This is a genomic window from Amycolatopsis sp. NPDC101161 (assembly GCF_044768185.1).
GTDB lineage: Bacteria > Actinomycetota > Actinomycetes > Mycobacteriales > Pseudonocardiaceae > Amycolatopsis.
On the sequence record NZ_JBIWPI010000007.1, the window covers coordinates 472906 to 485034 of the forward strand.

The following is a 12129-nucleotide window of genomic DNA, read 5'->3' on the forward strand; positions in this document are numbered from 1 at the left end:
CACAGTGAGCACGCACACCGTCCGGAACGAGGGTGCCGAGCTGCGCTGCGAGCTGCGGGGCACCGGGCCGGTCCTGCTGCTGATCCCCGGCCGCGGCGGCTCCGGCGCCGGGTACGCCGGCCTCGCGCGGCGGCTCGCCGGCACGTACGCGGTGCTCACCTACGACCGCCGCGGCCCGGACGCCGACTTCGACCTGGGCCAGCAGGCCCGCGACGCGGCGGCGGTGATCCGCGCGGTGGCCCCGCGGGCGGCGGTGTTCGGCCAGGGTGGCGGCGGTTCGGTGGCGTTCGAGCTGGCGGCGCAGCTCCCGGACGTGGTGACGGAGCTGGTGGTCCACGAGGCCCCGGCGATCACCCTGCTCCCGGACGCGCCGAAGTGGCTGGCGCTGGCGCGCGAGGTCCGTGCGGCCCACGAGCGGGGCGGCCTGGACGCGGCACTGGCGTTGGCGGGGCTGTCCGCGGGCGACTTCCCGGACCGGTCATCGGCGGCGTCGTTCCTGGCGCGCGAGTTCCCGGCGGTGGTCCTGCACACCCCGGACCTCGACGCGGTCCGCCGCACCGGAATCCCGGTGACGACGGCGGCGGGCGAGGCCAGCCGCGACACGTGCTTGGAACGGTCGGCCCGCATCCAGGCGGAGCATTTGGCGTGCCGGTACGCGCGTTTCCCGGGCGGCCATCGGGGGTTCGAGTCCGACGTGGACGCCTTCGCCCCGGCACTGTGCACAACGCTGGCGCGGTTGCGGCGCTTTTGAGCTGACCGGGCGGCGGCTGATGGCTCAAGCCGGACGACTCGCCACTCCAGCTCTCCGGCGGTGGACCTCGCTCCCCGCGTACGTCCCCGGGAACCGGTCCAGGTGGGACCAGCGCTCCTCCTGGCGCAACGCAGCCGAACCCGGCCGGTCGCGATGGCAGCAGAAGAACCCCATGACGCGAAGATGCCCTCCCCACCGAACCGGCGGGGAGGGCATCCATCGAACTACCGGACTAGATCTTCGCGCACTGCCCGGCGGCCGGGCCGCGGACGGTGTTCGGCAGGTCGTAGTCCGTCGGTACCGGCGAGTTGGCCGCGCACGCCAGCGGGCCGCCGATCGTGCTCGACGTCAGCACCGGACCGTGGTTGGCCGTCAGCGCGACCGGGCCGCCCACCTGGGTCAGCTCGATCGACACTTGGCCGGACGTCCCGGTGATCGCCACCGGACCGTCCACCTTCGTGCGGTTGAGCACGACCTGGGCGGCGCCCGTGGCGGCGAGCGGGCCCTTGATCTCACCGCCACGCACGATCAGCGACGCGCCGGGCGCGACGTTGACCGGACCCGACACCGTCGCGTCCTGCAGGCACACCGTGCCGCTCGACACGGTCAGCGGGCCCGAGGAAGCCCCCGTGATCGTGCGAGTGCAGGAGGCGTCCGGCTTGCCCAGCAGCTCGAACTCGGCCAGCTGCGCCGGGGCGCCGGTGCTGGTCGCGGTCACTTCGAGCTTGTAGTAGGCGTAGTGCGCCGGGTTGGCGACCTTGAACGCGCGGGTCTGCTGCCGCCAGCTGAACGCCTGGTTGGTCTGCTGGTCGGCCACCGCCCAGGTCTTGCCGTCGTAGGAGCCCTTCAGCGTCCAGCTCTTCGGGTCGCCCGCACCGGTCTGGGACGTCAGCGTGTAGTGCGTGACGGCCTCGTCGGTCGAGTTCAGCTGGTACTGCAGGGCGCCGGTGACGGCGACCTGGGTGCGCGAGGTGTTGTCGATCAGCGCCGCGGCGTTGGAACCGTCCGAAGTGGACAGCGTGCCCTTGCCCGGCCCGGTCTCGTCGTGCAGCGGCGTCGGGACCGCGTCACCCGTGGTGATCGACTTCGGCGCATCGTTCGGGCCGGTGCCCCAGTTCGAGGGGTTCGGGCCCATGTCGAAGTCGATGACCCCGCCGCGGGCGATGACGTCCTGCGGCAGCGACGTCGAGGAGTACGCCTTGCCGTTGACCTTCACGCCCTGGACGTAGACGTTCTTCGCGCTGTTCTTCGGCGCGTTGATCACCAGGTCCTTGCCACCGGCCAGGTGGATGGTGGCCTTCTTGAACAGCGGCGACCCGATCGCGTAGTTCGGGCTGCCCATCTGCAGCGGGTAGAAGCCCAGCGAGCTGAAGATGTACCACGCGGACATCTCGCCGTTGTCCTCGTCGCCCGGGTAGCCCTGGCCGATCTCGGCGCCGTTGTAGAGCCGCGACAGCGCTTCACGGACCTTCGCCTGGGTCTTCGACGGCTGACCCGCGTAGTCGTACATGTAGAGCAGGTGGTGCGCCGGCTGGTTGGAGTGGCCGTACTGGCCCATCCGCACGTCCCGCGCCTCCCGCATCTCGTGGATCACGCCCCCGTAGGAACCCGGGTAGTTGGCGGTCTCCTGGTCGGCGAAGAACTGGTCCAGCTTGTTCGCCAGGCCCGCCTGGCCGCCGTAGAGGTTGGCCAGGCCCTTGCCGTCCTGCGGCACGGTGAACGCCATGCCCCAGCCGTCGGTCTCGGTGTAGTCCCCGCCCCACGAGCGCGGGTCGTACTGGTCCTTGGTCTTGGTGAACTTGCCGTTCGCGTCCTTGCCCTGGAAGAACCCGACGCTCGGGTCGAACAGGTTCACGTACTGCTGGGCGCGGCTGGTGAAGTACTCGTAGTTCTCCTGGTACTCCGCCTTGCGCGGGTCGTTCGGCGCGGCTTCGTCGGCCAGCTTCTTAGACAGGTTCGCGATGCCGAAGTCGTTGACGTAGCCCTCGATCGCCCACGAGAAGCCCTCGCTGGCGGTGTTGGGCGTGTAGCCGAGGAAGATGCCCTGGTCCAGACCCTTGCGGCCGACCGCCGAGTTCGGCGGCGTCACCGTGGCGTTCTTCAGCGCCGCGTCGTAGGCCGACTTGACGTCGAAGTTCTTCACGCCCTTGAGGTAGGCGTCGGCGAACGCGACGTCGGAGCTGGTGCCGGTCATCAGGTCCGCGTAGCCGGGGGAGGACCAGCGCGCGATCCAGCCGCCGTCGCGGTACTGCTGCACGAACCCGTCGACCATCTTCCCGGCCATGTCCGGCGTGAGCAGCGAGTACGCCGGCCACGTCGTGCGGTAGGTGTCCCAGAAGCCGTTGTTGACGTACATCTGGCCGTCGACCACCTTCGACCCGGTCTGGGTCGCGGTGTCCGTCCCGGTCTTCGGCGACACGGGGCTCGCGTACTTGTACGCGGGCTTGTCGGCGGTGCCGGTGTTCTCGAACTGCGAGTTCGGGTAGAGGAACAGCCGGTAGAGGTTCGAGTAGAGCGTCGTGAGCTGGTCCTTCGACGCGCCCTCGACCTCGATGACCTTCAGCTGGTCGTCCCACGCCTTCTGCGCCGCGTCGCGCACGGTGTCGAAGGTCGCGGCCGGGGCGATCTCCATCGCCAGGTTCTTCTTGGCCTGCTCGACGCTGATCAGCGACGTCGCGATCCGCATGTTCACCGTCTTGTCCGAACCGGCGTTGAAGCGCAGGTAGCCGGTGACGTTGTCGCGGCCCTGCCCGGTGAGCTTGCCGCCCGCGGTGACCGGCTTGTCGAACGTCGCGTAGACGAACATCCGGCCCGCGCCGGCGTACACGCCGGTCTCGGTGTAGCCCGAGAGCGTGCCGCTGGCCGGGTCGAGGGTGAGCCCGGCGGAGTTGTTGACGCTGTCGAAGATCAGGCTCGAGTCCGCGCCCGGGAAGGAGAACTTCATCATCGCCGCGTGGTCGGTCGGCGCGATCTCGGTCTTGATCCCGTTCTGGAACTGCACGCCGTAGTAGTGCGCCCGCGCGACCTCGTCGCTGTGCTTGAAGGCCAGCGCCCGCGCGTCGCGGTTGGCGTCGGGCACCCCGGCGGCCGCGGACGGCATCACCTGGAACGCCTGCCGGTCACCCATCCACGGGCTCGGCTCGTGGCTGACGCTGAACGCCTGCAGCTGCGGGAGGTTCTGCGCGTTGTTCTGGGTGCTGTAGTTGTAGAGCCAGCTGCCCGACCCGGCGTCGGTGACCGGGGTCCAGAAGTTGAACCCGTGCGGCACCGCGGTGGCCGGGAAGTTGTTGCCGCGGGAGAAGGTGCTGTTGGCCATCGTGCCCCGGGTGGTGACCACGTTGTCACTCGGGCGGGTGCTCGCGGGCGGGGTCGGGGTCGCCGACACCTTGACGTCGTCGAGCCAGCCCTGCAGCGAACCCGGGCCGTTCGGGTTGTCGTAGCCGACGAGGATCCGGTCGATCGTCTTGCCCTTGGCGACCTGCCCGATCGCCGAGCGCACCAGGTTCCACTGGTTGGCGTAGAGCACCTTCGAGGCGCCCTGGCCCTCCGGGGTCAGCGGGAAGCCGTACTGGTCGGTCGCGCCGAGGTTGCGCAGGTAGGTGCCGTCGGTGAAGGCGAGGTCGATCGCGACGTTGGTGCTGGGGTACTTCAGGTCGCCGGTGATGAACTGCGGCTGCACCTTGTACGACAACTCGGTCGAGGCCACGACCGGCACGTTCACGTCGAAGATCTTGTTGTAGGACCAGCCGTGCCCGGTGGCGGTCTGGCTGCCCGAGTAGCGGAACGCCTTCATGCCGGTGAAGCCGACGCGGTTCTTGTTCGTGTAGCCGCTGGTCGGGCCGGAGTCGACGAAGCTGCGCATGTTCGGCAGCGGCGGCGGGGCCGGGTCGTCGTTGGCCAGCAGCAGCTCCGACATCTGCAGGATCGGGCCGCCGTTGTTGCGCGTGACGTCGAGCCGGTAGTACTTGTACGCCGCGCTCGGGGCGGCCAGCTTGTAGTCCTTCTGCTGGAACCGCGCGGTGAACGCCTGGTCGGTCTGCTTGTCCAGGTCGGTCCAGGTGCTCGCGTCGTTCGAGCCCTGCAGCGTCCAGTCCTTGGGGTCGCGCTCGTCGAAGTCGTTGGCCGAGGAGATCGCGTAGTGCGTGATCGAGGTGGCCTCGGACAGGTTGATCTGCGCCCACGCCGTCGGGTCCCAGGACAGCCACTTGGTGTCCGTGGTGCCGTCGACGAGGTTCGCCACCACCTCGCCGCCGTCGGTGTTCTCGCTGCTGGCGCTGGTCTCGGTGACCTTGCCGCGGATGTCACCGGGGATGGCGGTGCCGTTCGCGCCGTTGACGCCGTAGGCGCGCGGCTTGCCCGCCGCGTCGGTGTCGACGGTGTCGGTCCAGGTCGGCTGGACGTCACCGGGCTCGAACGACGACGAGAAATCGGCGGGGAGGGCTTCGTCGGCGGCGGACGCCGTCGCGGGGAGGGCGACCAGGCCGGCGGCGACCACGGCGGCGGTCACCAGGAAAGCGACCGGCGGTCTGGCGCTTCGGGGCATCGTTGCTCCAAGCTCTGGAGGGTGAACTGGGGACCGACGGACGGGGGGACCGGCGGCGCCCAGAGAGCGAAACGCGCGGGTGACATCGATGTCAAGACCGGTCGGCAAACCTGGCCAGAACTGGACAACCGAGGGAACGGGAACCCGATGAGACCAGTCCGGATCTTCCTCGCACTTACCGCACTCCTGCTCGCCACCACCGGGTTCGCCCCGGTGACCGCCACCGCCACGGCGGAGTCCCCCGTCCGGCCGGTCACCACCTGCGGCGACCTCGTCCGCGGGTACGCCCTCCCGGGCGCCGCCACGCACGTCACCTCGGCGGCCGTCGTCGCCGCGACCGCCACCGACCCCGAGTACTGCGGCGTCAAGGGTTACGTCGAACCCGCCGTCCGCTTCGAATTGCGGCTGCCCACCACGACCTACGCCGGGCGCTACCTGCAGTACGGCTGCGGCGGCTTCTGCGGCCTGGTCAACCCGCCCGCCTTCGCCGACTGCGGCCTGCCCCACGGCGGCGACGTCGCGGTCGCGGCCACCGACGACGGGCACGTCGGCACGACCCCCGCCGTCGTCGACGACGGCAGCTGGGGCGCGGACGACCAGGCCGCGCGCGACGACTTCGAGTTCCGCGCACCCCACGTCGTCTCCCGCGCCTCGAAGGCGATCATCCAGGCGTTCTACGGCTCCCCGCCGCGCAAGTCCTACTTCACCGGCTGCTCCGACGGCGGCCGCGAAGGCCTGCTCCTGGCCCAGCGGTACCCGGCGGACTTCGACGGCATCGACGCCGGCGCCCCCGCGAACTACTGGGGGCCGCTGCTCGGGGAGTACCAGACGTGGCTCGCGCGGGCGAACGCCGCCGCCGACGGCAGCCCGATCCTCACCGCCGCCAAGCTGTCCGCGCTGCACGACGCCGTGCTCGCCGCCTGCGACCGCCTCGACGGGCTCACCGACGGCCAGCTCGACGACCCGCGCGCCTGCCGCTTCGACCCGGCGACGCTGACCTGCGCCGGCGCCGACACGCCGTCCTGCCTCACCCCGGCCCAGGTCGCCGCGACCCGCCGGCTCTACTCGCCGCCCACCGACGCCCACGGGACGCGGCTCTACCCCGGCGGCCAGCTGCCCGGCTCGGAGCTGTCCTGGGCGGGGTGGATCATCCCGACCCCGGAGACCGGCGGCTTCGCCTTCGCCCGCAGCCTCGCCGACAACTACCTGCGCTACCTCGGCTACCCGATCGGCGCGCCGGCCTCGACCGTCGACACCTTCTCCTTCACCCGGCGCGAGTTCGACCGGCTCACCCCGGTCGGCGTCCGCTACGACGCCCTGAACCTCGACCTCTCGGCGTTCCAGCGGCGCGGCGGCAAGCTCGTGCTGTGGCACGGCTGGGCCGACGAGGCCATCCCGCCGGCCGGCACGCTCGACTACTACCAGCGGCTCACCGGCGGCCACGCCCAGGACTGGGTCCGGCTGTTCATGGTGCCGTCGCTCTACCACTGCGGCGGCGGCACGACGCTCACCGAGTTCGACCCGCTCAAGCAGCTGGTCGCCTGGGTCGAACGCGGCACGACGCCGACCGTGGTGACCGCGACCGGCCGCGACGCCGCCGGGAACGTGACCCGGACCCGGCCGGTGTTCGCCTATCCGTGGCGCGCGGTCTACGACGGCACCGGCAGCGTCGACGACGTGGCCAGCTTCCGGCCGGCCCCGCCCACCTCACCGGTCCGGGACACCGTCCACTGGGCCGGTGAGTACCTGTACGCGATTCCCGGGCCGGTAGCGCGGTAAAACGGGTCCCGCGGGCCCGGCGCCGCCGCTAAGGTCACGCTCATGACGACGCCGGAACCCGCCGACCGAGTGCTCTCCCGCGCCTCCCTCGCCGACGGCAGCCCGACCCGCTGGTTCGACGAGCTCTACACCGCCGCCGCCCGCGGCGAGGCCGAGGTCCCGTGGACCCGCGGCGCGCCGAACGCCGACCTGGCCGACTGGGTGGAGCCCGGCGAGGGCCGCCGGGCGCTGGTGGTGGGCAGCGCCCTGGGCGACGACTCGGAGCTGCTGGCGGCGGCGGGCTGGGCGGTGACGGGCTTCGACGTCGCCCCGGCCGCGGTCGAGGCGGCCCGCGCCCGGTTCCCGGAGTCGGCGGTGGACTACGTGGTGGCCGACCTGCTGAAGCCGCCGGGGGAGTGGCACCACGCGTTCGACCTGGTCGTGGAGATCATCAACATCCAGGCGATGCCCCGCGACTTCCGCGCCGCGGCGATCACGTCCCTGGCCGGCTTCCTCGCCCCGGGCGGGACGATGCTGGTGTCGGAGGTGGCGGAGGAGAACGTGGCACCGGAACCCGGGCCGCCGTGGCCGTTCAGCCGCGCGGAGATCGAGTCGGTGGCCCAGGACGGCGTGAAGCTGGTGGGCCTGGAGACCATCCACGACGGGGCCCGCTACTGGGCCGAGTTCACGCGCTGAGGACCTGCCGTGCCCGACGGGAAACGCCGCAAAGTCGCGCGGCAGCTGAAGTACCGGTCCTCCGGACTGCCGCCGGCCGCGGACGGGCGGCCCGATCCCGGGCCGGACGACGACACCGGGGACGACGGCGGCGTCGGGGTCCGCGAGCCGCGCCGCCCGCTTCCGCCGTCCCCGCTCAGTGGCGCCGGTGCGCGGCCACTGCCGGAGCCCACCATCGCCGCGGAGCTGCCCAACCCGCCGGTGCGCTGAGCCGGACGCCTCAGCAGCCGGCCAGGAACCGCGACAGCACCCGGGTCCCGAAGTGCAGGCCCTCCACCGGGACCCGCTCGTCCACCCCGTGCGCCATCGCGCGGTACGGGAAGCCCTTCGGCAGCCACAGCGGCGCGAACCCGTAGTTGGCGATCCCCAGCTGCGCGAACGCCTTCGCGTCCGTCCCGCCGCCCAGGCAGTACGGCACCACCACCGCCTCGGGATCCTCCGCCCGCAAGGCCGACGCCATCGCGGAGAACCACGGCGAGTCCACCGGCGCCTGCACCGGCGGCTGGTGCGCCACGAACTCGCGCGTCACGCCCTCGCCGAGCAGCTCGTCCAGCGCCGCGAACAACGCCTCCTCGGTGCCCGGCAGCACCCGCACGTCCACCTGCGCGGTCGCCGTCGACGGGATCACGTTCACCTTGTAGCCCGCGTTCAGCATCGTCGGGGTGGTGCTGTTGCGGACGGTCGGCAGCACCAGCGAACCCGCCGGGCCCAACGCCGCCACCGCCGCGTCGACGGAGTCCGAAGTGGACAGATCCAGCGGCACACCCAGCGCCGCGCCGGTCCGCTCCAGGAACGCCCGCACCGCCGGGGTCAGCGACACCGGCCAGCGGTGCGCCGCGATCCGGTGCAGCGCGCCCACCAGCCGGGTGACGGCGTTCTCGGCGTTGGGCCGCGACCCGTGCCCCGCTCGGCCGCGCGCGGTCAGCTTCAGGTGCGCTGTGCCGCGTTCGGCCGTCCCCACCGGGTACAGGTGCACGTCACGGCCGTCGGCCGCCGGGACGTGGTAGGTGTAGCCGCCGGACTCGCTGATCGCCGCTTCGCAGCCTTCGAACAACTCGGGATGAGAATCGACCAGCCAGTGCGCGCCCCACTCGCCGCGGTCCTCCTCGTCGGCCACGAACGCCAGCACCAGCTCACGCCGCGGGCGCACGCCGCCCGCGAGCGCCGCGAGGACCATCGCGACGAAGTCCTTCATGTCGGTCGCGCCGCGGCCCCACAGGCAGCCGTCGCGGACCTCGCCGGCGAACGGGTGCACCGACCAGTCCGCCGCGTCCGCCGGGACGACGTCCAGGTGCCCCTGCACCAGCAGCGCCGGCAGCGAGGGGTCCGTGCCCGGCACGCGCGCGATCACGCTGGCCCGCCCGGGCGCGGCCTCGAGGATCCGCGACGGGATCCCGAGGCCGTCGAGGAACGCCGCCACGTACTCCGCCGCCGGCCGCTCCGGGTTGGCGTCGTTGTTGCCGCGGTTGGTCGTGTCGAACCGGATCAGGTCCGCGCACAGCTCGACGACGTCAGCCATAGATGCCCTGCACCGCCCCCGCCGCGATCGCCGTGACGACCTTGAAACACTTCATCGCCTCGGTCATGTCCGGCGCGTCGAACCCGACCCGGCGCGTCCCGATCTGCTCCACCGTCGGGATCACCGCCGTCGCCTGGGCCAGGTGGCTCGCGTCGAACTCCACCTCGATCCGGTGCGCCCGCACCCGCCGCTCTTCACGCCCGGCGCGCGCCATCGCGTCGGCCGCCGCGCCGGTCAGCAGCTCCGCCGTGCGCGTCGGCGGCAGGCAGATCGCCGCGTACCGGCTGACGCACTCCTTCACCTGGACCAGTTCCGCCTCCGGAGCGTAGTCACGGGCGTCGTCACACGTTTCGTCGTCACCCGAAACGAGCAGGACGGGGACGCCGTACTCCGCGGCCATCGCCGCGTTCAGCCGCCCCTCGCTCGCCGGGACGTCGTCCAGCCACACCCCGGTGATCTGGTTCTCCAGGTAGGTGTGCGACAGCACCCCGTCGAACCCGGCACCGGCGTGGTAGCCCAGGAACACCACACCGTCCACACCGGAATCGATGCCCTGCATCATCGACAGCGGCTTGTGCCGCCCGGTCAGCATCCGCGCCCGCGGGTCCAGGTCCTCCAGCAGCAGGTTCCGCTGCGACGAATGCGCTTCGTTGACCAGCACATCCGCGGCCCCGGCCTCGAACAGCCCGGCCAGGACGGCGTTGACGTCACCGGTGAACAGCCGCCGGAAGCGGTCCCACTGCGGCGAACCGGGCACGACGTCGTCGGTCCAGGTGACGCCGGTGGCGCCCTCCATGTCCGCCGAGATCATGATGCGCATGCCCGGCACTCTAGCCAGGCCGCCGCGCCCCCGGGCACACCTCCCCGATCACGCAGCGTCACCGAAACCGATCGATAACGATCGGACACCTGCCGCAGCGGCAACATATTGCGCGGTTGTGGCGGTATGTGGTTACTTCTCGTCCTTGGGGAGGCTCACAGCGAGAACGATGGGGTGGTTTTTGGTGCATGTCCAACGCAGAATCGGGCGGCTCGGCCGCGTGGGCGCGGTCGTCGCGGCCGCGGCGCTGGCGGGGATCCCGCTCGCCCTGCCCGCCCAGGCCCAGCAGGGCAAGGTGCTGCGGGTCGCGCTGACCACCGGCATCGACCACCTGAACCCGTTCACCGCCGTGCTCTCGGCGTCGACGCAGATCGGCCGGTTCACCTACGAGTTCCTCACCATCCCGGACGCGGCGAAGGCCGAGGCCTCGCCCGCGCTCGCCGAGTCCTGGACGCCGTCGGCGGACAAGCTGACCTGGACGTTCAAGATCCGCAGCGGCGTCAAGTGGAGTGACGGGCAGCCGGTCACCGCCAAGGACGCGGCGTACACGTTCAACCGGATGCTGCAGGACGAGAACGCTCGCACCGCCAACGGCAACTACGTGGCCAACTTCGAGACGGTCACCGCGCCCGACGACACCACCCTCGTCATCAAGACCAAGACCGTGCAGGTCAACATGAACCTGCTCGACGTCCCGATCGTGCCGCAGCACATCTGGGAGCCGATCAAGGACCTCAAGGACGCCTCGACCGACGACCTCAAGGTCGCCGGCGTCTCCGACGGGCCGTTCCAGATCACCGAGTACAAGCCGAACGAGTACGTCAAGTTCAAGGCCAACAAGGACTACTGGCGCGGCGCCCCGAAGGTCGACGAGCTGCAGCTGCTGCAGTTCAAGGACACCGAGGCGGCGGTCAACGCGCTCAAGCAGGGCGAAGTCGACGTCATCAACCGGCTCAACCCCAACCAGTTCGCCGCGCTGCAGGGTCAGCAGGGCATCACCACCAACGCCGCCCCGGGCCGCCGCTACGACGAGCTGTCGATCAACTTCGGTGTTACCGACAACGCCAACAATCCGATCGGCGACGGCAACCCGGTCCTCAAGGACATCAACGTCCGCAAGGCCATCACGCAGGCCGTGGACACCCAGGCGATCGTCGACAAGGTCCTCAAGGGCCTCGGCCAGGTCGGCGGCGGCGTCGTGCCCGCCGTCTACGCCGACTACCACTGGGCGCCCAGCGACAGCGAGAAGATCAAGTTCGACCTCGCCGCCGCCAACGCCACCCTCGAGCAGGCCGGCTACAAGAAGGGCCCCGACGGCGTCCGCACCGCCCCCGGCGGCGCCAAGCTGGAGCTGCGCCTGACCGGCCACTCCAACCGCAGCTACGACCAGGGCGTCGCCCAGTACGTCACCGGCTGGCTCAAGGACATCGGCATCACCGTCAAGCAGGACCTCGTCTCCGACGACGAGCTGTCCGACCGCACCGCCGTCGGCAAGTACGACCTCGCCATCGGCGGCTACGGCACCAACCCCGACCCGGACTACGCGCTCTCCCTGCACACCTGCGCCGCGCGGCCGGCCCCGGACGGCAAGGGCGGCAGCACCGACACGTTCTTCTGCGACGCCGCCTACGACGACCTCTACAAGAAGCAGCTGACCGAAACCGACGACGCCAAGCGCGCGGACTACGTCAAGCAGGCCCAGGCCCGGCTCTACAGCCAGTTCCCGACGATCGTGCTCGACTACCAGAACGCGCTCGAGGCCTACCGCTCCGACAAGTTCTCCGCCTTCACCACCCAGCCGCAGCCCAAGGGCGCGATCCTCGAGCAGACCGGCTACTGGGGCGTCTACGGCGCCACCCCGGCCGGCACGGAAGCCACCGCGGACTCCGGCAGCAGCGGCACCGTCGTGTGGATCGTCGTCGGCGCGATCGTCGTGGTGATCGTCGTCGTCGGCGGTGTGATCATCAGCCGCCGGAACAAAGCCTCGGAAGACCGCGAGTAGG

8 protein-coding genes are annotated in these 12129 nt (G+C 71.1%); 5 read left to right on the forward strand and 3 right to left on the reverse strand.

The features are described from left to right. Positions 1-4 precede the first annotated feature (4 nt). Positions 5-751, forward strand: a complete 747-nt coding sequence (locus ACIRSS_RS44855) for an alpha/beta fold hydrolase (RefSeq protein WP_400906944.1) — start codon at positions 5-7, stop codon at positions 749-751. 232 nt (positions 752-983) lie between these two features. Here the strand turns inward: ACIRSS_RS44855 and ACIRSS_RS44860 are convergent, their stop codons facing one another. Beyond that, complete coding sequence (locus ACIRSS_RS44860) at positions 984-5294, reverse strand: GH92 family glycosyl hydrolase (RefSeq protein WP_400906947.1); 4311 nt, start codon at positions 5292-5294, stop codon at positions 984-986. Between the two features lie 147 nt (positions 5295-5441). On the opposite strand from ACIRSS_RS44860, the gene ACIRSS_RS44865 reads away from it, so the two are divergent. From ACIRSS_RS44865 to ACIRSS_RS44875, 3 genes are read left to right on the forward strand one after another with little or no spacing between them, the layout of a single operon-like run. Next, positions 5442-7073 (forward strand): tannase/feruloyl esterase family alpha/beta hydrolase, encoded by a 1632-nt coding sequence (locus ACIRSS_RS44865; protein WP_400906950.1) that lies wholly within the window; start codon positions 5442-5444, stop codon positions 7071-7073. A 42-nt stretch (positions 7074-7115) separates the two neighbouring features. Further along, positions 7116-7748 carry a class I SAM-dependent methyltransferase gene (locus ACIRSS_RS44870; RefSeq protein WP_400906953.1) on the forward strand — a complete coding sequence of 211 codons (633 nt, stop codon included), beginning with the start codon at positions 7116-7118 and terminating at the stop codon, positions 7746-7748. A 9-nt stretch (positions 7749-7757) separates the two neighbouring features. Continuing rightward, positions 7758-7997, forward strand: a complete 240-nt coding sequence (locus ACIRSS_RS44875; protein WP_400906957.1) for a hypothetical protein — start codon at positions 7758-7760, stop codon at positions 7995-7997. A 10-nt stretch (positions 7998-8007) separates the two neighbouring features. Here ACIRSS_RS44875 and ACIRSS_RS44880 read toward each other — a convergent pair whose 3' ends face one another. After that, positions 8008-9306 (reverse strand): M20/M25/M40 family metallo-hydrolase, encoded by a 1299-nt coding sequence (locus tag ACIRSS_RS44880; protein WP_400906960.1) that lies wholly within the window; start codon positions 9304-9306, stop codon positions 8008-8010. After that, complete coding sequence (locus ACIRSS_RS44885; protein ID WP_400906962.1) at positions 9299-10126, reverse strand: M55 family metallopeptidase; 828 nt, start codon at positions 10124-10126, stop codon at positions 9299-9301. The genes ACIRSS_RS44880 and ACIRSS_RS44885 overlap by 8 nt, the downstream gene beginning before the upstream one ends. A gap of 169 nt (positions 10127-10295) precedes the next feature. Between ACIRSS_RS44885 and ACIRSS_RS44890 the strand changes: the two genes are divergently transcribed. Then, positions 10296-12128, forward strand: a complete 1833-nt coding sequence (locus ACIRSS_RS44890) for an ABC transporter substrate-binding protein (RefSeq protein ID WP_400906965.1) — start codon at positions 10296-10298, stop codon at positions 12126-12128. Position 12129: the final 1 nt, after the last annotated feature.

Coding starts and splice junctions, on each gene's coding strand:
- ACIRSS_RS44860 (WP_400906947.1), bottom strand. CDS start 5,294: ATGCCCCGAAGCGCCAGACCGCCGGTCGCTTTCCTGGTGACCGCCGCC.
- ACIRSS_RS44865 (WP_400906950.1), top strand. CDS start 5,442: ATGAGACCAGTCCGGATCTTCCTCGCACTTACCGCACTCCTGCTCGCC.
- ACIRSS_RS44870 (WP_400906953.1), top strand. CDS start 7,116: ATGACGACGCCGGAACCCGCCGACCGAGTGCTCTCCCGCGCCTCCCTC.
- ACIRSS_RS44880 (WP_400906960.1), bottom strand. CDS start 9,306: ATGGCTGACGTCGTCGAGCTGTGCGCGGACCTGATCCGGTTCGACACG.
- ACIRSS_RS44885 (WP_400906962.1), bottom strand. CDS start 10,126: ATGCGCATCATGATCTCGGCGGACATGGAGGGCGCCACCGGCGTCACC.
- ACIRSS_RS44890 (WP_400906965.1), top strand. CDS start 10,296: ATGGGGTGGTTTTTGGTGCATGTCCAACGCAGAATCGGGCGGCTCGGC.